Source organism: Paenibacillus sp. J53TS2, assembly GCF_018403305.1.
Lineage (GTDB): Bacteria > Bacillota > Bacilli > Paenibacillales > Paenibacillaceae > Fontibacillus > Fontibacillus rhizolycopersici.
The window spans coordinates 346,140-367,306 of the sequence record NZ_BOSK01000004.1; the positions used below are offsets into that span (position 1 = coordinate 346,140).

20 protein-coding genes are annotated in these 21,167 nt (G+C 51.5%); 15 read left to right on the plus strand and 5 right to left on the minus strand.

Translation table 11 applies throughout. From position 1 onward, the window contains the following. Positions 1-93 precede the first annotated feature (93 nt). From KJS42_RS11750 to KJS42_RS11780, 7 genes are all read left to right on the plus strand, one after another. Positions 94-960, plus strand: a complete 867-nt coding sequence (locus KJS42_RS11750; protein ID WP_155607917.1) for an AraC family transcriptional regulator — start codon at positions 94-96, stop codon at positions 958-960. A gap of 160 nt (positions 961-1,120) precedes the next feature. Then, positions 1,121-2,194, plus strand: coding sequence for a Gfo/Idh/MocA family protein (locus KJS42_RS11755; protein ID WP_155607918.1), 1,074 nt, complete (start codon positions 1,121-1,123; stop codon positions 2,192-2,194). 18 nt (positions 2,195-2,212) lie between these two features. Further along, positions 2,213-2,923, plus strand: coding sequence for a ThuA domain-containing protein (locus KJS42_RS11760; RefSeq protein ID WP_155607919.1), 711 nt, complete (start codon positions 2,213-2,215; stop codon positions 2,921-2,923). A gap of 13 nt (positions 2,924-2,936) precedes the next feature. After that, entirely contained in the window at positions 2,937-3,905 is a 969-nt protein-coding gene (locus tag KJS42_RS11765; protein ID WP_213622937.1) for a sugar phosphate isomerase/epimerase family protein, read from the plus strand. 13 nt (positions 3,906-3,918) lie between these two features. Next, positions 3,919-4,956, plus strand: a complete 1,038-nt coding sequence (locus tag KJS42_RS11770) for a Gfo/Idh/MocA family protein (RefSeq protein WP_213622938.1) — start codon at positions 3,919-3,921, stop codon at positions 4,954-4,956. A gap of 156 nt (positions 4,957-5,112) precedes the next feature. Further along, positions 5,113-6,000, plus strand: a complete 888-nt coding sequence (locus tag KJS42_RS11775) for an alpha/beta fold hydrolase (protein WP_213622939.1) — start codon at positions 5,113-5,115, stop codon at positions 5,998-6,000. Positions 6,001-6,092: 92 nt separating this feature from the next. Then, positions 6,093-6,563 carry a MarR family winged helix-turn-helix transcriptional regulator gene (locus KJS42_RS11780; protein WP_155607923.1) on the plus strand — a complete coding sequence of 157 codons (471 nt, stop codon included), beginning with the start codon at positions 6,093-6,095 and terminating at the stop codon, positions 6,561-6,563. Between the two features lie 109 nt (positions 6,564-6,672). Here KJS42_RS11780 and KJS42_RS11785 read toward each other — a convergent pair whose 3' ends face one another. Then, positions 6,673-7,845, minus strand: a complete 1,173-nt coding sequence (locus KJS42_RS11785) for an epoxide hydrolase family protein (protein ID WP_213622940.1) — start codon at positions 7,843-7,845, stop codon at positions 6,673-6,675. 106 nt (positions 7,846-7,951) lie between these two features. Between KJS42_RS11785 and KJS42_RS11790 the strand changes: the two genes are divergently transcribed. Further along, the gene (locus KJS42_RS11790; RefSeq protein WP_213622941.1) at positions 7,952-8,806 is read left to right on the plus strand and encodes a helix-turn-helix domain-containing protein; all 855 of its coding nucleotides are present in this window, start codon (positions 7,952-7,954) and stop codon (positions 8,804-8,806) included. Positions 8,807-8,939: 133 nt separating this feature from the next. On the opposite strand, the gene KJS42_RS11795 is transcribed toward KJS42_RS11790, so the two are convergent. The 4 genes from KJS42_RS11795 to KJS42_RS11810 all read right to left on the minus strand — a co-directional run bounded on the left by KJS42_RS11795 (position 8,940) and on the right by KJS42_RS11810 (position 11,349). After that, positions 8,940-9,509, minus strand: coding sequence for a YdeI/OmpD-associated family protein (locus tag KJS42_RS11795; protein WP_213622942.1), 570 nt, complete (start codon positions 9,507-9,509; stop codon positions 8,940-8,942). 4 nt (positions 9,510-9,513) lie between these two features. After that, positions 9,514-10,032, minus strand: a complete 519-nt coding sequence (locus KJS42_RS11800; protein ID WP_155607927.1) for a DinB family protein — start codon at positions 10,030-10,032, stop codon at positions 9,514-9,516. 64 nt (positions 10,033-10,096) lie between these two features. Further along, a complete protein-coding gene (locus KJS42_RS11805) occupies positions 10,097-11,020 on the minus strand; it encodes a helix-turn-helix transcriptional regulator (protein ID WP_213622943.1) in 924 nt (307 codons plus the stop codon). Next, positions 11,017-11,349 (minus strand): winged helix-turn-helix transcriptional regulator, encoded by a 333-nt coding sequence (locus KJS42_RS11810; protein ID WP_213622944.1) that lies wholly within the window; start codon positions 11,347-11,349, stop codon positions 11,017-11,019. Before KJS42_RS11810 ends, KJS42_RS11805 begins: the two co-directional genes overlap by 4 nt. A 105-nt stretch (positions 11,350-11,454) precedes the next feature. Here KJS42_RS11810 and KJS42_RS11815 point away from each other — a divergent pair, with 105 nt between their 5' ends. The 7 genes from KJS42_RS11815 to KJS42_RS11845 all read left to right on the plus strand — a co-directional run bounded on the left by KJS42_RS11815 (position 11,455) and on the right by KJS42_RS11845 (position 21,019). Next, entirely contained in the window at positions 11,455-11,838 is a 384-nt protein-coding gene (locus KJS42_RS11815; protein WP_155607930.1) for a RidA family protein, read from the plus strand. Positions 11,839-12,045: 207 nt separating this feature from the next. Further along, positions 12,046-13,698 carry an extracellular solute-binding protein gene (locus KJS42_RS11820; RefSeq protein WP_213622945.1) on the plus strand — a complete coding sequence of 551 codons (1,653 nt, stop codon included), beginning with the start codon at positions 12,046-12,048 and terminating at the stop codon, positions 13,696-13,698. 60 nt (positions 13,699-13,758) lie between these two features. After that, a complete protein-coding gene (locus KJS42_RS11825; RefSeq protein WP_155607932.1) occupies positions 13,759-14,682 on the plus strand; it encodes an ABC transporter permease in 924 nt (307 codons plus the stop codon). Positions 14,683-14,692: 10 nt separating this feature from the next. After that, the gene (locus KJS42_RS11830) at positions 14,693-15,574 is read left to right on the plus strand and encodes a carbohydrate ABC transporter permease (protein ID WP_155607933.1); all 882 of its coding nucleotides are present in this window, start codon (positions 14,693-14,695) and stop codon (positions 15,572-15,574) included. 52 nt (positions 15,575-15,626) lie between these two features. Next, positions 15,627-16,757, plus strand: coding sequence for a glycoside hydrolase family 88 protein (locus KJS42_RS11835; protein ID WP_213622946.1), 1,131 nt, complete (start codon positions 15,627-15,629; stop codon positions 16,755-16,757). A 201-nt stretch (positions 16,758-16,958) separates the two neighbouring features. After that, complete coding sequence (locus tag KJS42_RS11840; RefSeq protein ID WP_213622947.1) at positions 16,959-19,331, plus strand: helix-turn-helix domain-containing protein; 2,373 nt, start codon at positions 16,959-16,961, stop codon at positions 19,329-19,331. Then, positions 19,328-21,019: an extracellular solute-binding protein gene (locus KJS42_RS11845; RefSeq protein WP_244868450.1), complete on the plus strand. Its 1,692-nt coding sequence runs from the start codon at positions 19,328-19,330 to the stop codon at positions 21,017-21,019. Before KJS42_RS11840 ends, KJS42_RS11845 begins: the two co-directional genes overlap by 4 nt. Positions 21,020-21,167: the final 148 nt, after the last annotated feature.

Here is a 21,167-nt window from a genome sequence, read left to right on the forward strand (position 1 = left end):
AGATATTTAAGGAACTAGGTTGTCCCGTGGAGGGCTCTCCCTTATAATCAATCTGAATATGTAAAATACAAAGCACAGGGAGTCAACGGGTGTATGAGCGATTATTTGGAAATCCCGGAATTCGAGGATTCCATTCCGTTTCGAACGTTTTTGAATGACGGGATGACGATTGTCTATCCGCATTGGCATAAAGAAATCGAAATCATTTATTCGCGCAAAGGCAAGGTGAACATCGGCGTTGATGAAGATATCGTTCAGTTAGAGGAAGGGGAGATCTTCTTCTTTCCCAGCGGAAAAGCCCACTATTTCTTGGCTTCGCCGGATAGTGAACGATATGTTTATCAGTTTAACCTGATGCTGTTCGATGAGAGGATCTTGCGGGTTTCCGAAGATTCTTTGTTGAGTCTCTTTGAATCGGGAGAGCCGCTGAGCCGTAACTGGCCGCAGTCGCTTGCTCAGAAAGCTACGGAGCTGCTGGTTCACTTATATGAGGTCGAAGAGAGTAAACCCGTGGGGATGAATTATTTGACACTCGGGTATCTGTATCAATTGATAGGGGAATTCTATTTGCATCTGCCAAGGCGATCGACCCCTGCAGTGCCTACGAAACGTTCCGCCATTCAACACAAAGAAACGTTGGATATGCTAAATCAGGTTTTTGAATATGTGGAGAATCGTTATCGGGAAATCATTACGCTGGAAGACGTTGCGAAATTCGTGGGCTTCAGCCCGTATTATTTCACGCGTTTCTTCAAGACCAATACGGGACAAACGTTCATGCAGTTCCTGACGGAGTATCGGGTAAATCAGGCAAAATTCATTTTGGCCAACGAAAATATTCCGATGATCGAGGTCGCCGAGAAAGCCGGGTTTGCCAGCGTGAAAACCTTTCATCATGTGTTTAAGGATGAGGTAGGGCAATCGCCGCTGCAGTATCGAAAAAATCTGAATAAGCCTTGAAAACAAAGGGTTTGAACGAGTGGATCTCGTTTAAGCCCTTTCTTTTTTGGGCGAAGGCAGCGCAATATTCAGGAGTTTTTTGCGAGAAAAGCGGGAAGAAAGCGGCTTCAGATTTGGCTATAATGAATTCAACAATAGAAACGCTTTCAGGAGGTAAATGATGAAATTAAAAGTTGGAATTATCGGATGTGGCGGGATCGCAGGCGGCAAGCATATGCCTGCTCTTTCTAAGGTTGAAGAAGTGGAAATGGTGGCTTTTTGCGATATCATCGTTGAACGCGCCGAAGAAGCAAAAGCGAAATTCGGAACCCCGGATGCCAAGGTGTTTGAGGATTACAAGACCATGTTAGCCAATACGGATTTGGATGTCGTACACGTATGTACGCCAAACTCCTCGCATGCCGTCCTTTCGATTGCAGCGATGGAAGCAGGCTGTCACGTCATGTGCGAAAAGCCGATGGCGAAAACGTCTGAAGAAGCCAGAAGCATGATTGAAGCGTCCAAGCGTACCGGCAAGAAGCTAACGATCGGTTATCAAAACCGTTTCCGGACCGATTCGAGATATCTGCATCAATTTTGCGAAGAAGGCGGTTTGGGAGAGATTTATTTTGGAAAAGCCCATGCGATTCGCCGTCGTGCCGTTCCAACCTGGGGCGTGTTCTTGGATGAGGAAGCTCAAGGCGGGGGGCCATTGATCGATATCGGCACGCACGCGTTGGACCTGACACTCTGGATGATGAACAACTACAAGCCGAAATACGTGGTTGGGAAAACGTATCATGCTTTATCCCAAACGCCTAATGCTGCGAATGCTTGGGGACCTTGGGATCCTGAGAAATTCACCGTGGAAGACTCCGCGTTTGGATTTGTGGTGATGGAGAACGGGGCAACGATCTTCCTGGAATCCAGTTGGGCCCTGAACAGCCTGGATGTGAAAGAAGCCAAAACGACGCTCTGCGGAACCAAAGCGGGCGCCGATATGAACAACGGCTTGACCATCAACGGCGAAGATCACAGCTTGTTGTATGAGAAGAAAATTGAACTGCAAACCGGGGGCGTTGCCTTCTACGATGGCGCAGGGGAGAGACCGGAAGTTCTTGAAGCCCATTCTTGGATTCAAGCCATCCTAAATGATACCGAACCTGTCGTGAAGCCGGAGGAAGCCTTAGTGGTTACGGAAATCCTAGAAGCGATTTATAAATCCTCGAAAACCGGCGAACCCGTGTATCTATAAGATCAAGGAGAGATATCCATGATTCAAGTAACCGTATGGAACGAATTTCGGCATGAGAAAACAGACCAGGCCGTTCAGGACATGTATCCGGAGGGCATTCATGGGCAATTGGCGAAGTTCTTGAGCGAAGACCAGTTCAAGGTGAAGACAGCGACTTTGGACGAACCGGAGCATGGCTTGACGGAAGAAGTATTGGAGGACACCGATGTCTTGATCTGGTGGGGACATATGGCGCATGATGAAGTGCGGGATGAAATCGTGGATCGCGTGCATAAACGGGTTCTTGAAGGCATGGGTCTTGTTGTGCTGCATTCGGGACATTTCTCGAAAATATTCAAGAAACTCATGGGCACTTCCTGTGATCTCAAATGGCGGGAAGACGGCAAACACTGCCGCATTTGGAACGTGAACCCGAGCCACCCAATCGCGGAAGGAATTGGCGATTTCATTGAATTGGATAAAGAAGAGATGTACGGAGAGCATTTCGATATTCCGGCACCGGATGAATTGGTCTTTATCAGTTGGTTCCCTGGGGGCGAAGTCTTCCGCAGCGGTTGTACTTACCGCCGTGGAAACGGGAAGATCTTCTACTTCCAACCTGGACATGAAACCTATCCAAGTTATTATCACGAGAAAGTGCAAAAGGTCATCAAGAACGGGATTCGTTGGTGCGCTCCAACCCAAAATGGGTATCCTGTCTATGGTCACTATGAAGCACGCGAAAAATAAGGAGTGATTGTCGATGAAACTGGGAGTATTTACGCCATTGTTTAACGCATTAAGCTTTGATGAGATGATCGAGGAGGTTGCCAAGAAGGGATTGCAGACGGTGGAAATTGGCACCGGCGGCTATCCGGGCAACGCGCACTTGGATATCGATAAGTTATTGGCAAGCAGTGAAGCAAGAACAGAATATCTCGCTAAATTAGCCGATAAGGGCTTGGAGATCTCCGCGCTCAGCTGCCATAACAACCCGATCTCTCCGGTTAAAGAAGTGGCTGCAGAAGCGGACGAATTACTGCGTAAGACAATCAAGCTGGCAAGCTTACTGAACGTTCCGGTTGTCAATGGATTCTCCGGCGTATCGGGTGGGAACGCGGCGGATACCCAAGTCAACTGGCCGGTATTGCCTTGGCCAACCGAATATGATGACAGCTACACGTACCAATGGGAACATAAATTGATTCCGTATTGGAAAGGGATCAACACGGAGGCCGAAGCGGCGGGCGTGAAGATCGGGATTGAGCTCCATGGCGGCTTCCTGGCGCATACGCCTTACACCATGTTGAAGTTGCGGGAAGCGACCGGCAAAGCCATCGGCTGCAATTTGGATCCAAGCCATTTGTGGTGGCAGGGGATTGATCCGGTCGCTGCCGTCAAGATTCTTGGGGAGGCCGGAGCGATCCACCATTTCCACGCGAAGGATACTTATTTGGATCAGGATAACATCAATATGTACGGCTTAACCGACATGCAGCCCTACGGGAATGTGAAGACTCGGGCCTGGACCTTCCGTTCGGTAGGTTGCGGCCATGACTTGAAGGTATGGTCGGATATCATTTCCGCCTTGCGCGTATATGGTTACGATTATGTGTTAAGCATTGAGCATGAGGATCCAATTATGTCGGTTGACGAAGGTTTAACCCGTGCCATTACCAACTTGAAATCGATCATGATTCATGAACAACCCTCAGCCATGTGGTGGGCGTAAAGGAGCTAACGCGATGTCAATCATCAATTTCGCCGTAATCGGCTATGGCGGTATGGGTTCTTACCATGCCCACAACTTGATCCCTGCGGAGAGCACTCGTTTCCATGTGGTGGGGACCTATGATATCTCCGGAGAAAGACAGCAAATCTCCAAAGGAAAAGGCCTTCATATTTATGAAAGCCTGGATGAAGTCTTAAAGGATGGCAACATCGAAGCGATTCTGATTGCGACACCTAATGATTCGCATAAAGAAATCGCGATCCGAGCTCTGCGGGCGGGTAAGCATGTGGTCTGCGAAAAGCCTGTAGCGATGAATACCGATGAGCTCGACGAGATTCTGGCGGTTGCCAAAGAGACCGGAAACGTCTTTATGGTTCACCAGAATCGTCGGTGGGACCCGGATTTCCTGATCATTCGTCAGTTGTATCAGAACAAGACGATCGGGGACATTTTCCAAATTGAAACCCGTGTTCAAGGAGCCAATGGCATCCCAGGCGATTGGCGCCATTTGGAGAAACACGGCGGCGGCATGCTGCTCGATTGGGGAGTCCATTTGCTGGATCAACTGCTTTGGCTGGTCGATAGTCCCGTTCAAAGCGTGCACTCGGATCTGAGTTATATCTTGGGCGATGAAGTGGATGACGGATTCATGAGCTACATCACCTTCGAAAATGGCGTGAGAGCACTAGTCGAGGTAGGGACCACCAACTATACCAAGCTCCCTCGTTGGTATGTGAAGGGTCTTGAAGGAACCGCGAAGATTAACGATTGGGATTTGTCCGGCGAGATCATCGCGGCTACCGGTCGCAAGGATGTAGCGGCTCCAACACCAATTCAAGCGGGTGTGGGACTCACCAAAACGATGGCGCCTCCTTCGGAAGAAGCCACCGAGAAATTGGCCTTCCCGGAAGCCAAAGCGGATTTCGTCCCGTTCTATCAAAACTTCTATGAGGTCGTTCGCGAAGGGGCAGAGCCGATCGTGAAGAATGAGGAAGTTCGCAAGGTCTTGAAGCTGATTGATGATATTTTTGAATCTTGCCACAAGGGTTGAACATAGAAACCACTCCACAAGAAGGCTAACCAAACGGTTAGCCTTTTTTGTGTTGTATTGCTCTTCAAATTGAAAAACCACTTGACATAGACAACCTAGTTGACTATATTGGAAACAAACAAGACAACTTGGTTGTCTAAATAAGGAGGAAGAATGATGAACAGTACAACATCAAACACATCGATTCCTGGGATCACGCATCACACCGCGCACGTTAACGGTGCCACGATTCATTACGTGTCCGCTGGGACTACCGGATCCCCGATCCTTTTGATCCACGGGTTCCCGGAGACCTGGTGGACGTTTCACAAACTCATTCCTTTACTTGCCTTAAACCATCGGGTATTCGCGGTCGATTTACGCGGTTTCGGTGATTCAAGCCATAACGAGGGGGATTATGACAGCACGACTTCTGCTGAGGATTTGCATCAACTCATCGGGCAGCTCGGCATAGGTCCGGTGCACCTCACGGGGCAAGATATTAGCGGAGCAACGGTCTTCCGACTCGCTGCCATGCATCCGGATGATGTTCGCAGTTTCACCGCCATCGAGATGGGGCTTGCCGGATTCGGCCTTGAAAGCTTGGGCGACATCACGCATGGCGGCTCATGGCATATTGGCGTTTTGGCAGCACCCGGTATCGCCGAAATGCTCCTTGTCAACCACGAAAGGGAGTTCCTGGGGGAATGGGCCTTTCCTTCCATGATCGCAGTTCAGGGAGCGATCACGGATGCGGACATTGACGAGTTCGTCCGTACTTACTCTCGTCCGGGCGGCTGGCGTGGAGCGATCGGTCTCTACCAGTCCATGCTCACGGAAGGCGACAGCATTAAGGCAATCGCCCAAACACATCCATTGACCATGCCGGTTCTGGCTGTAGGTGCTGGCGGTGGAACGTTTACCGAGAGTACCGTAAGGCAGATCACGACCGGGATGATCCAATCTGTGCAACTTGAAGGCGTTGGTCATTACGTTGCTATGGAGGCGCCGACGGCTCTATCGACGACGATCCTCGACTTCCTTGAGAGTGTCGACAGGGCTTGAGCTTGGCTTGGTAAATAAGCAAAAAATGCTGGAAAAGGAGGGTGCGATGGGGTAAAGTAAATAGAAACACGCTTACAAAGGAAGGATCCCTTATGTCTCGATCTGGAGCTGATCTTGCCCTCCTCCTCCTAGGAGGCTACCGTACGCTTGTTGATGCTGCTATGGTTGAACTGGCCGCTCGCGGGTATGACGATTTTCGTCCTGTTCATGACTTCGCGATGCGAGCGATTGGAGCAGGTGCCGATAGCGCCTCGGATTTGGGTCGTCGAATGTCGGTCTCGAAGCAGGCGGCATCGAAGACCATCGCCGTTCTTCTCGACCGAGGTTACATCTCGCGGGAATCGGACCCGCATGATGCACGACGCAAACGGCTGCAAGTGACCCCTCTCGGCTTTGAAGTGATGCGACAGGGGGAAGCGATCTTCGATGACCTGCGTAAGAATTGGGAAGAGCAAATCGGCGTCGCTGAACTCGCAACGCTAGAGGCAAGGTTAAAGACGCTCATTGGAGACGGGGCCATTCGCATAGATGAGCCTGGATGGGCCGCGCAAGACCTCGGGTGAACCCAAATGTGTTCGGAAGAAAACCGGTTGCTGGAGTGCAAAAAGGGTTAAACATAGGAAGTTCCACACCAAAGAGGCTAACCAAGCGGTTAGCCTCTTTGAATTTGGATTATCCATGGAATTGGGCAGGGCGTATTGTTCGGAACGTACTGAAGAACGCTCGGATATCCTCAGCCATCAGCTCCGGTTCTTCCATGGCGGTAAAGTGACCGCCTCGGGGCATGTAAGTCCAACGGGTTACATTCAAATGGCGCGTAGCCCATTCTCTGGGCGGGGGTAAGATATCCGCCTTGAACAAAGCAAGCGCGGTCGGAACTGTGATATAACCTAGGGGCGGTAGCGTATGAGCATTTTCATAATACATCTCGGCAGCCGATCCAACCGTGTTCGTGACCCAATAAATCATGATATGTGTGAGTAGTTCGTCCTCCGTGAATCGCTGCCGGAGATCTCCGTTGCAATCGCTCCAGGCACGGAGCTTCTCAAGGATCCAGCTGGCTAATCCGACGGGAGAATCGGACAGGCCATAAGCTAACGTTTGGGGGCGTGTCGACTGAATGGACATATAGCCGCCCTCTTGCGCTACCCATGCCGTAGCCGCTTGTTGATATCGCCGTTCTTCTTCGGAAAGTCCTGACTCATCCGCTGCATTCATGAGTGCTCGTATAATCCCGATGTCCGTGAGATGGATGCCGTACAACAGCTCGGGATGGTTTGCGGCCAGATATCGGGTCACTCCGGAGCCAATATCCCCGCCGGCAGCTGCAAACTTCTCGTAACCTAACTCCTCGGTCATGAGCTTCGCCCATATGTCTGAGACACGGGAGTTGTTGATACCTGGACGAGCAGGGCGGCTGGAGAACCCGAATCCGGGCACGGAGGGGACGATGACATCAAAAGCGTCCTCCGCGCGGCCGCCGTAACTGACCGGATCGGTAAGCAGCGGGATGATTTTCTCATAACGAAGGTAACTGTCGGGCCACCCGTGGGTGAGAATCAGGGGCAGGGGGTTCGGTCCTTTCCCGCGCTCATACACGAAGTGGATGTCGATCTCATCGATGCGAGTGCGGAACTGGGAGAAACGGTTTAGCTTGGCTTCTTGGGCTCGCCAGTCATATTGATCCTTCCAGTAGGACACCAAGGATTGCAAATACGATCGTTCCGTGCCCCGGTCCCATCCGGTGTTATGGGGTTGATCGGGCCAACGTACGCGATGGAGCCGGTTCTTCAAATCGTCCAAGATTTCTTCGGAAACGTGAATGTGAAAGGGCTCTAGTGCCATAGGGTTTTCCTCCTTCTCTTGCTACATCGTTCATTATATCCCCCCAAAAGATGTGATACACTGGCATATATGAAGGATCTGACTATACGATTTGATAGGTGAGGCCATGCCGTTATTAGACCGATACAAGAACCGAACCGTTAACATTGAGTTTGTCCCGAAAGAGGATTTAAGGCGACTTCCTTGTCCAGAGCGGCGAGCACTGGTCTTGATTACTTCCGGAAGCATGCACGGGACCTTAAACGAACATCCCATCTTTCTAGTTGCTCCAGCTGTCCTATGCTTGGCTGAACACGATGAGCTGAACGTGACAGACATGCACCAGGTGGCTGCTCAAGCCTTTCATTTTCATCCCGATTTCCTGAACAGCGTTAGGTTATCCGAAACGGAGATGTATTTTCCGTCGGCCCCCAGCATCCAAACCGGGCTTTCGCTGTTTCGAAGAGAGGATCCTTATCCAGGCATCCCCCGACTCACCGCAAGCGCCTATCCGCATATCTTTGAATGGTTTTTTGTGCTTGGCATGGAAGTAATGGCGCAAAGCGATGAGCGGTGGGCGTGTCGCATTAAGAAATATCTCATTCAGATACTAGGCTTGCTGGAGGAGTTGAATCAATATCGCGAACCCTCCCCAGTGGACCAAGTGTTAGAGTATATCCACACGAATTATTCCAGAAAGATAACGCTGGAGGACTTGACGGAGACCGCCCATTTGAACCGCGTAACGTTAAATAAGTTGTTTCAGGAGAGATGCGGTTCGACCGCGATGGTCTACTTGCTCTCGTATCGATTGAAGGTGGCATGTGAGCTCTTAACCCACACCGATATGAACCTCAACGATATTGCGCGCGCGACCGGGTTTGAATATGATACCTATTTCATCAAACAGTTTACGTCCAAGAAGGGGATATCCCCGACGACGTATCGGAACAACTCTCGCAAGTTTTCTAACGTTCAATAAGAGTTCAGGTCTTTTTTCAGGGAGGATAAAATGAGGCGCTTAAGCAAAGTAAGCGGTTGTCTAACTGCGATGGGATAACCCAGCAGCAAGAAATCTTTAAGGTGACTTCCGAGTGAATCGTTAGTCGAATCCGCTAGTCCTCCAGCAACCGCCCATGATCATGCCATTGCCCATACATTTGATTAGCTCTTGTATGGCTTATGAATTTATCCAGTCTGCTTTGAAATAATTCGGGCTGGTGGATGACGCTTTGGATCGTGTCGATGCGAATGCGCTGATAAAGCGCCGGGAAAGCCAGGAAGTTCTCGTATCCTTGCAGATCTTCTTGCAACCGTTGTTCGATCACGCTGTCGATCTGAAAGGAATCGGGATCCATCTCAGGAAGAACCCTTCGTCCTTCATCCGTCATGAGCCCCAGCTTCTCCAGGCGACGAACCCGCGCTTTATTTAATTCCGTCCATGAACTCTTCAACCTACGAGGAGACAGCCGTTGGGCTGTCTCTGTTGGGTTGATTTTCTTCTTGGTACTGTCGATCCAGCCGAAGCACAACGCTTCTTCGACCGCATCCAAATATAACAAGGTATCCGGAGCCCGCTTCATACTCACTGCGACCCAACATGAATTCGCAGTCCGGCTATTCTCCTGCAGCCATACCCTCAGTTCTTCTCTTGATTTCATCGGAAGCAAATGATGGATGTCCATCGTTTTAACCCCGAGTTGCCGCTGGTTCCTGATACCAATACAGCGCATAGTCGTTCATGGTGGAAGCGTGGCCGAGCTGACGCAGCATGGTCGATAGGTTCCCCCTGTGATACGACCCGTGATTGACGAGATGCAGCACCATTTCCGACAGGCGGGTTTGGCGGGGACCGGCGAACGGATTATTTAACAGCACGCTTTGCTCCAAATCGGGTTGGCCTTGGAACCAGGTGCTGAACTGTTCGGCTAACTCGTTATAAGCATGGGCGTAATCATCCAGGGATTCCAGGACACGTTCGTTTAACGGACGAGTGGCTTGAAAGGCCTCCGGCATCTCCATCCCGGTTAGCACCAGATACCACATTTGATCCACGGCATAAATATGGCTCAGGGCATGGGCCAAAGTGGGGAACGAGGTGTTGACTTCTTGGCTTAAAACGGAAGCAGGGAGCTCCCGGATTCTTCCCAGGATCGTTTGGTTCGCCCAAGTGTGATATTTGTACATCTCTTCTGGAATCGTTGTCATTTTTGAATCTCTCCTTTAGTTGTTGATGTCCTGATTATAAGAAAAGAAGTATGACAACAGACTGTCATACTTCTTCATAAAGTTGAAGCGCCTTCTGAAGTTGTTCTTTGACGATGTCGCGAAGCCCCAAGGGTTCAAGGACCTCGGCGCCGCTGCCGAAGCTAAGCAAAATGGACCAAAGCCAGCGCGCGTTAAGGGGCTGATGCACGGATATGCGTACCGTCATACTCCCATCGTCGTGAAATTGCTTCTCCGCCAACTGAAAATGATCCATCACATCCGCCAACGCCTCGGGACGGACCCGGATCACGACGTCTTCCATCTGATCCTTATCCTCCCCAGTCTTCTGACCGATATCGTTCTGTTCCAAGGCTTCAGGATGCGGCCCAAACGTATCCTGCGTCAGCATCACATTCAACATTCGCGATAAACGGAACTCGCGATAATCCTGCCGTGAACGGCAATATCCGTAGACGTACCAATTGCCGAATTTGAAATGAAGGCGCAGCGGCTCCAGTTCACGAGTCCGGCGTTCATTTTGAGCATTGATGTACTCGAAGCGAACGAGGTTTCGCTGGGTAATGGCCGAGCGCAGAAGAGGGAGCACGCCGAAAGCCGTCCGACGAGTCTCCAAATCCACGGACAGGCTTGGCATCCGATATTCCGGTTCAATGGTTTGCAAACGCTCGATGGTTCCTTGCGCGCGTTCGTCTTCAAATACGGAGGAGAGACTGTTCAACACGGTAATGAGGGAGGCCACATCATAGGTACCGAGCAGGCTTTTGTCCATCTTATAACCGTCCATCATGCCGTATCCGCCTTTAGTTCCCTGGTACGCAACAACCGGGAAGCCTGCCGCGCAGAGCACATCGATATCCCGATAGATCGTTCTTTGGGAAACCTGAAACTCTTCGGCTAGCAAGGCTGCAGACAAAACGTCATGATTTAGCAGTTTGTAGACAATGGAGATCAATCGCTCCAATTTCATAAATTGCTCCTTCCCCAATCGCATAACTGTTCCATCACGGGGATAAGGGTTTCTGCTTTCGTGGTTAGCCGGTACTCAACCTTAGGAGGGACTTGCGGATATTCCTTCCGATCCACCAGACCATCCGCTTCCAGTTCTTTAAGTTGGGAGCTGAGCATCTTATAAGTAATTGGGCCGATCCGTCTTTTTAGCTCATTGAAGCGAACCGGCTGGTTTTCCGCCAGGAGGTATATAATCAACATTTTCCACTTCCCGCCGATGACTGACAGGGTATACCCAAACGGTGTTTCGTGAATGTTACCTTCGCCTTGGTAATCCGCCGTTCCCATCTTTACACTATCCTTTCGGGTAGTACCTATCTAAATAGTGCGTACTACTTATTATTTTGTGCCCAGTTTATACTATCCTTACTTTGATGTAAAGGAGAGAAAACAATGGCACATATCCAAACGTACAATCATGATTTGTGGGATCACGGTATTTCCCAGGGCTACGCGGTGAACGGGACACTCTACATTTCAGGACAATTCTCCCACGATGCGCAAGGCGCATTTGTTGGCGCGGGGGATATCGAAGCCCAAACCCGACAGACGCTCGACAATCTGGATCGCGTGCTCGAGAGCTTTGGGGCCAAGAGAGCGAACCTTGCTTATCTGGAGATTTATTTGACCCACCCACAGGAGCATTTTGAAGCTGTCCTTGGGTTGTTTAAGGACTATGTAGGAGAACATCGGCCGGCCGGCAGCTTGCTAGGCGTGACCTACCTGGCGTCGCCGGAGCAACTGATCGAAATCAGCGCCGTTGCTCATCTAGATTAACCCCGATCTGGTCCCCCATATGCTCACTGAACCTAAGCGTTCGGTGGGCATTTTTTACATATCATCAACCCCATTAGATCAATGATCAATTGACCCCGAACGAAATCAACATTCCATTGGAGGTTTTGCCCATAGGCTCGCCCTGATCACCACCCTTATGCTGGGGATGGGTTAATGATTATCACACATTATGGAGGGGGAAGGTTCATGAACACAAGATCGATCACCCGATGGGTATCAACCGGTCTGGCCATCGGCTTGCTTGGAACCACGCTGCTGGCTTGCTCAAATGGAGGGCAGGCGAATCGTGGAACTCAGAACGAAGAAGGAGTCAATTCAGGAGGGAATACGTCGGTGACGGAGGCGACGACCTATCCCATTCAAACCGATAAGTCGCTAACGTATTGGGGGGATCTGACAGGAAACCTGATCGGAGTGGTGAACTCGCTTAACGACGTGCCTTTCTTTCAGAAGTGGCAGGAGAAAACCGGGGTTCAACTCGAATTTACGTCACCGCCAGCCGGTCAGGCTAAAGAGGCGCTAAATGTTATGTTGGCTTCGGGTGATTTGCCGGATATGATCGAATACAATTTCATGAGTTTTCCCGGCGGACCCGAGAAAGCGATCAGTGATGGCTACATTCTTCGCTTGAACGATCTCATCGATAAGCACGCGCCAAATCTGAAGAAGTATCTGGAGGAGAATCCGGACATCGATAAAATGGTAAAAACCGATAGCGGCAGCTACTACGTGTTCCCGTTTATCCGGGGGGATGAGTATCTGCGGGTATTCCAGGGACCCATCATCCGTAAGGACTGGCTGGATGACTTAGGACTTCCGGTGCCGGAAACCATCGACGAGTGGACCGAAACGCTAATAGCGTTCAAAGAGAAGAAGGGAGCCGCTGCTCCGCTTTCGATGGTCAGCAAGCCACGATTCTTTAATGAATCTTACAATGGGGCTTTCCTTGGCGCTTATGGAGTGACGCTCGGTTTCTACCAAGAAGACGGCGTAATCAAGTTCGGTCCTGCGGAATCCGGCTTCAAAGAATATTTAAGATTGTTCCAGGGTTGGTACAAGGAAGGGTTGCTCGATAAAAATATCGCCACGGTCGATGGTAAAGCGATGGATAGCAACCTTGCTGCTGGCGCCACGGGTGCCACGATCGGCAACGCCGGCGGCGGGATCGGAAAGTGGCAGCCGCTAGTGGAAGCGAACGATCCGAAGGCGGTGCTGGTGGCTGCCCCTTATCCGGTGCTGAACAAAGGCGACAAGCCGAAATTCGGACAGCGGAATCAGGCGTACTCGTCCGAAGGAACGGTCGCGATAACGACGGCGTCCAAGGATCCGGAGCTCGCGGTACGACTGCTGGATTACGGTTACAGCGAGGAAGGGCATATGTTCTTCAACTTCGGGGAAGAAGGCGTAAGCTACGAGATGGTGGACGGGTATCCGAAATACACGGACTTGCTCCTGAAGAACCCCGACAAACTCGCACCGGCGCAAGCGATCTCGTTACACGCCCGCGGGAGCTATAACGGACCGTTCGTGCAAGACAAACGTTACGCGGAGCAGTTCTTCGCTCTGCAAACGCAGCGGGATGCCATCGAAATCTGGAAGAATACCGATGCCGCGAAATACCAGCTGCCTCCGATCACGCCAACGCCTGAAGAAAGCTCGGAATATGCGGCGATTATGAACGATATCAACACGCTGGTGGATGAGATGACGATCAAGATCATTTTGGGTGAAGAGTCTGTCGACCAATTCGAAAGCTACGTGGAGAAGATGAAGTCGCTTCGCCTAGACCGGGCGATCGAGATCCAGACGGCGGCACTGGAGCGTTACAACAGCCGGTAATCGCAATGCGGGAGGGCGCGTACGCCCTCCCGAATAGAAATGAGGTGTATCCGAACACGCATGAGCAAACCAACCTCCTTCAAACGACGGTTCGTCCGCGACTTCCGGATGAACAAATACTTGTATCTGATGATGATTCCCGTCATCGCCTATTATGTTATTTTCCATTACGGCCCGATGTACGGCGCGATCATCGCATTTAAGGACTTCACCCCGATCAAGGGGATTCTCGGGAGCGACTGGGTTGGACTGAAGCATTTCGAGGACTTCTTCGGAAGCTACTATTTCCTGCGGGTGCTCAAAAACACGATACTCATCAGCTTATATACGTTGGTCTTTGAGTTTCCGGCACCGATTCTCTTGGCCCTGCTGATCAACGAGGTACGCCGCCGCTACTTTAAACGGGTCGTACAAACGATTACGTACATGCCGTATTTTATCTCCCTGGTGGTGATCTGCGGCATCATTACGGATTTTACCAATGCAGACGGCTTGATAAACCGCTTGTTCATGCTGCTGGGGTACGATGGGCAAGCGATGCTGCAGAAGCCGGAGCTGTTCCGGCCGATTTATGTGTTGTCTGAGATCTGGCAGCGCATCGGATGGGAATCGATTATTTATATCGCGGCTTTGATGAGCATCGATCTGGAGCAATACGAGGCGGCGCGAATGGACGGAGCCAGTCGGCTTAAGCAGATGATCTATATCACGCTACCGGGGCTGCTGCCTGTCATCACCATCATGTTCATCCTGCGGATGGGGAATCTGCTTAATGTTGGTTTCGAAAAAATCATTCTGCTCTACAACCCGGTCACGTACGAGACGGCGGATGTCATTTCGTCGTTCGTGTACCGCAAGGGTCTGCTGGAATTCGGCTGGAGCTACAGCTCCGCCGTTGGGTTATTTAATTCGGTGATCAATCTCGCGCTGCTCGTCTCCGCGAACTACATCAGCCGCAAAGTGAATGAAAACAGCTTATGGTGAGGTGAAAGCGATGAAGACGGAAAGCAGTTGGTTGGATCGGTTATTTAATCTCGTGAATTATACGCTGTTACTGTTACTCGTCATAGCTACCTTATATCCGCTGTTGTATGTCTTGTTTGCCTCCTTCAGTGATCCGGCGCGTCTATTGGCCTACAAAGGGCTGTTATGGAGGCCGGTTGGCTTCAGTCTGGAAGCTTATCGGAGCGTGCTGGCTAACCCGGGGATCGGGGTAGGGTTTCGCAATACGTTGTTTATCGTCGTGTTTGGGGTGACCGTCAACATTTTTATGACCGCTTTAGGGGCTTATGTGTTATCCCGCAAAAACGTGATGTGGAACAAGGTCTTTATGTTCCTCATCGTGTTCACAATGTTCTTCGGCGGCGGTCTGATCCCCATGTACTTGGTCGTCAAGGGCGTTGGCCTCCTGGACTCGCTATGGTCGACGATTATCCCGTTTGCGATTGGCACTTTTAATTTGATCATCATGCGAACCTCGTTTATGGGAATTCCGGACAGTTTGGAGGAATCGGCGAAGATCGATGGGGCGAATCATTTTACGATTCTGTTTCGGATCATTTTGCCGCTCTCGATGCCCGTGATCGCCGTGATGATTTTGTATTATGCGGTGGATAAATGGAATGGTTGGTTTTATGCCTCGGTGTTCATCAAAAGTCGGGAGCTGTTCCCGCTGCAGCTCGTGCTTCGCGAGATCCTGATCTCCAACTCGACGGATAGCATGTCCATCGGCGCCTCGGCCGGCGATCGGTTCCAGATCGGGGAGACGATCAAGTACGCGACGATTATTGTGGCTACCTTCCCGATCATGTGCGTGTATCCCTTTTTACAGCGTTATTTTGTGAAAGGCGTTATGGTGGGATCGTTGAAGGGGTAAGGTTAAATGGATGGGAAGACAAATGGACTAGAAATCGTGTAGGAGGAGAAGCATGACAACGACCATGGAAACGATCAGTGAAGAGGTTTGGTCGCTGCTGGAAGCGAAGGTACCCCGCATGCTGGCATCTCTGGGGAATAAGTGCCCCCATGTTGCGGGATCGGACGGAATCTATGACGATACAAGGCTGGATTGGTGGACCTCGGGGTTCTGGCCGGGCATCCTGTGGCTGATGCATGACATGACGGGGGAACAATCCCTAAAGGACGCCGCCTGGTCTTGGGATGAACGCTTGTTTAAGTTGTTCCAGGAGGAGAACGCTTTTGATCATGACGTAGGTTTCCACTACTTGCCAACGGCGGTCTTCAAATATAAGCTGACAGGCGACAAAGAAGCTCTTCGACGGGGGTTATTTGCGGCGAATTACCTGGCCGGGCGCTTCAACCCGCGGGGCGGTTATATTCGGGCATGGAACGGCGGCGATAAGGCCGGCTGGTCAATTATCGATACGATGATGAACGTATCGCTGTTGTTCTGGGCTTCCGAGGAAAGCGGGGATCCGCGGTTTGCCCATATCGCCAGAGCTCATGCGGATAGGGTCATGAGAGAGTTCGTGCGAACGGACGGTTCTACCCATCATATCGTTGCTTTCGACCCGGAAACGGGTGAACGCATAGAGGCGCTTGGCGGGCAAGGCGCGGGTCCCGACTCCGCCTGGAGCCGGGGAAACGCTTGGGCGCTTTACGGACTGGCGAATACGTACCGCTACACCGGCGACTCTGCGTACTTAAGCGCGGCCCAGCGCGTGGCGAACTTTTTTATCGCCGGGTTGCCGGAGGACAGCGTTCCGCCGTGGGATTTCCGCGCATCGCAAGTAGAGGAGGGAGAAGAAGTTCCACGCGACACCTCGGCTGGAGCGATCGCCGCATCCGGCTTGCTGGAGCTGGCGGGCTTGCTGGATGAGCCGATTGGCCGACCTTACCGGGCAGCGGCCGAGCGCATCCTCGGCTCACTGGCAGCAAAGTACGCCACCTGGGATGATCCGCAGCATGAGGCGATCCTGCTGCAGGGAACCGGCCACAAGCCGGCCAATCAGAACGTGAACGTTTCGTTGATCTACGGAGATTATTTCTTTGTCGAGGCATTCGCTAAGCTTAGAGGCTGGAGCCGGCGTATTTTCTAAAGTTCAGCCCAATAGAATCGGCCCGAAGGACCGCAAGGTTTCTTCGGGTTATTGGCGTTGGTAAGGGTGAAGTCCCGCTCGCGTGCCGTAATTGTCAATCGAATTGAACTTTTTATCTATAGGCTTTTGCCTGTGGACCACGTTATAATTAGGACTTGATCCGATGCACCGACAAACCGGAAAGATACGGGGGAGAAACGGATGCTGAACATTCAATCCTTGTGGCGGAAGCGGGAAAGCGTGATTGTGACCTGGCTCGTTTCGTATAGTGCAGTGTTGTTCGTGCCGATTCTGATCAGCCTCGTCATTTATGCTCAAGCCAATGCGGCTCTCAAGAGCGAAATTCACCGGGCGAACGATTCGCTGCTGAAGCAAATGCGCTATACGATCGATACGCAGATCGATCTAATGAAGCGGCTGAATATGGAGATGACCTGGAGTCCGAACCTGCAGACGCTCATGTACTCGACCCAGTCCGAGGCTGAAGCTCCTTATACCGCTTATCAGTTGGTCAAAGAATTTCGTTTGTTCAAGACGTCGTATGCAACGATTGATGAATTTTACGTGGTTTGGAAGAAAGGCGATGCGATCCTTCGGGCGGGCAATATCCGGGATTTGCCAACCGCTTTTCATACGATCCACCAGACGGGTGCGATGAGTATGGAGGCCTGGGAACGCCTCGTTTTGGAAGCGGATACAAACCGATTTGTGGTGCTTCCTCATCTGAATGCGGGGCCGGCGGAATCCTCCATCGCTTATGTTACGCAGTTGCCGCCGAATCTGAATGGTCAAGAGACGGGGGCCGTCGTGGTCATGACGGATACAAGCCGTTTCCAGCAAGCGATCGAGGGGATCTCGGGCTTCAGTGAGGGTCTGCTGCTGATTCTAAATCAGAATAACGAAGTCTTGATGACGAATCGAAATAATGCCGATGTACTGCTCCCGTTTATGGACGGGAACCGCGTCAGGCTGGATCAAGCACAAACAGGCGAATCCGAATTGTTCTACATGGATTCCGCAATATCAGATCTTAAATATGCCTTGATTATCCCAAGCGGATTGTATTGGGAAAAGGCCGTCAACGTCCGTAACTTCACGTATGTCAGTATCCTGGTTAGCTTGGTTGGCGCCGGCGTGCTGACGTGGTTCTTCATGCGGCGCAACTACTCGCCGATTCAACAGCTGGTGGAATCGCTGACGGATAAGACTACGCAAACCTTACCGGGGGAGACCAACGAATTGCGCTTCATCCAGAACATGATCCTGCGTACGCGGACGGAGAAGAACGAGATTGCGCAGCAGCTCCAGAAGCATCAGCAGGTGTTACGGTCCAACCTGATTTACCGGCTGCTCAAAGGTAAAACCGATCCCCTGGTTCCTTATGAAGAGTCGTTTCGTTCGTTTCAGATGTCGCTGCATTCCCTGGATTTTGCCGTCATCTTGTTTGTCATCGAAAATGAGGATCATCTCTACGACAAGCTGCCGGGCGTGGGCCTGAACGAACGGAGCAAGCTGATTCAGCTTATCATCTCCAACGTAGTGGAGGAGCTGGTTGAAAGTCGCGGGCACGCCGGATACGTCGCGGAGGCGGATGAGATGATGGTATGCCTGGTGAATCTGCGGACGGATTCCTCCCTTTGGAGTCAGGAACTGAGCGAGATCGCGGTGGACGCGCAGCGGTTCTTGGAACGGTATGACATGGAGTTGACCATCTCGATCAGCGGACGTCATTCATCCTGGATCGGCATTCACGAAGCGTATCAAGAAGCGGTGGACGCGATGGAGTACAAGATGGTTTTGGGCAAGAAAGGCATCATCGCTTACGGGGATATCCGTCAGGAGTCAGTGGTAGGTCCATACGGGTACGATTATCCGCTGCAAGCCGAGCAGCAGCTCATCAACTTGATGAAGGCCGGCGATGCCGAGCAGGCCGGCAGTTATATGAACGAGATTATGAAGCGGAATTTGGAACAGCCGGTGATGTCGCTCAACGTTGCGAAATGCCTCATGTTCAATCTGGTGAGCACCATGATCAAGGTCATTCATGAAATAGGCGGCCACGATGACGATGAGAGGCTGGCCGGCTATCCGCTCTGGATCGACGATGTTCTGGCCTGCGATACCGTTCAGGAAATGCAAAGCGCATTACATGGCTTGTTGGAAGAGGTTTGTACGTTTGCCGCTGCGAAACGCGTAAGTCATCTGTCGAGGGAGCGAGAGGACTCGCTTCGCAGCCTGTCGGAGCAAGTGACTGCTTATATAGCGGCTCGTTACAGCGACGTGAATTTGAATGTAAATGCGATCGGTGACCATTTTGGCATGAAGGGCAGTTATCTGTCCAAGCTTTACAAGAATCAGACGGGTGAAGGGTTGCTGGACAGCATCCATCGAAGCCGAATCGAGAAGGCGAAGGAGCTGATGCGGTTCCAAACCGATTCGATCAACGAGCTCTCCAAGGTCGTGGGGTATAACGATGCGGCCACATTTATTCGGGTGTTCAAAAAATATGAAGGGATCACGCCTGGCAGATATAAAGAGATCAGCGGAATGAACGGGAAGGAGGCTACGGGATGAATCGAACGGGTAAGCGGAAGGGGCGGCTTCCGATGATAGACCGGGGATGGACAGTGACGCTGATGCTGGCGCTGCTGGTCGTTTTGCTGGGAGCATGCGATCCTTCTGAAGGGTTACCTCGCTTGAACTCGGCGGCCTCCGCGGGAAAGTCGCAGATGTTGGGGTCAGGTGAGGACAATGCCCTCGACACACCGCTAACGTTAACTTACTGGGCAGAACTGAACGGAAATGCGGCCAGCATTAAATCCAACTTCAATGAGGTCCCCTTCTTCCAGGAATGGCAGCGGAGAACCGGGGTCGATTTGAATTTCATCCAGCCCCCCGCCAATCAAGGGAAGGAGGCGCTTAGCGTTCTGTTGGCTTCCGGCGAGCTGCCGGATTTAATCGAATATGAATGGATCCATTATCCGGGCGGTCCTGAGAAAGCGATCAACGATGGATATATCCTGAGACTAAATGAGATTATTGATCAATACGCTCCTCATCTGAAAGAGTACCTCAGCGAGCATCCCGACATCGATCTGCAGGTTCGCACGGCCAACGGGAGTTATTACGCTTTCCCCTTCATTCAGGGCGACAAGCGACTCCGCACGTACCAAGGGCCTATCATTCGCAAGGATTGGCTTGATGAACTTGGGCTCGAGGTGCCGGAGACGATCGCAGAATGGCATGATGTGCTAATAGCATTCAAGGAACACAAGGGGGCTAAAGCGCCGCTGACGTTTCTTGGCGTACCGAATCCGCTGTTCGGCATAGAAGGTGGCGGATTCGTTGGCGCTTTTGGAATCAAGAAAGACTTCTATCAGGAGCAGGGAAAGGTGAAGTTCGGCGCGATCGAACCGGAGTATAAAGCGTTTCTTGCCTTGTTCCGCGACTGGTTCAAGGAAGGGCTGATCGATCCCAATCTTGCGGCCGTGGATTCGGAAACCCAGGACACCAGCATGATTCTTGGACGCAGCGGCGCAAGCATTTGGAATGCCGGGGCGGGGATCGGGACCTGGCTGCCTCTAATGCAGGCGAAGGACCCCTCCGTAGAACTGGCGCCGGCACCATATCCGGTGTTGAAAAAAGGCGATCGTCCGAAATTCGGCCAGTTCGCCCCAGCCGTTGGCGCCAGCGGCGGCGTTGCGATCTCGACAAGCAATCCGCATGTGGAGGAAGCGGCCCGAATGCTAGATTACGGGTATAGCCCGGAAGGTCATTTGTTGTTCAACTTCGGGATGGAGGGAGTCAGCTACGAAATGAAGGACGGGGATCCCACCTATACGGACCTCATCTTGAAAAATCCGAACCAATGGGCTCCGTCGCAAGCCCTGGCGATGTACACCCGAGCCAGCTATTTCGGTCCGTTTGTGCAGGATGTGCGTTATATGGAACAGTATTACACGCTGCGGGAACAGCAAGAGGCAACCCGGCTCTGGTCCGATACGGATGCCGCGCTCCACACTTTGCCATCCCTGCCTAAAACCGAGGAGGAGAGCACGGAATTCTCCATGATTATGCAAGACGTCAACCGGATCGTGGATGAGATGTCGCTTAAAATCATCTACGGAATCGAACCGCTCGATGCGTTTGAAGGCTATGTGGAGCAAATTCATACCATGGGGATTGACCGTGCGCTCCAAATCCAGCAGCGGTCCTTGGACCGGTTCAATCAAGGGCTGTCGGCTAAGCGAATGGCAGAATAGCCCAATAATCAGGCCCCGACGCCCTGCACTTTGGGTCAAATTGATCATTCGTTGACCATCCTTTTTGTGTTAATCTCATTCTGAATCGAATAACCCTGTGATAGGGGAAGCGAACCCCTTATCCAGAGCGAGGAGAAATACGAGAAGG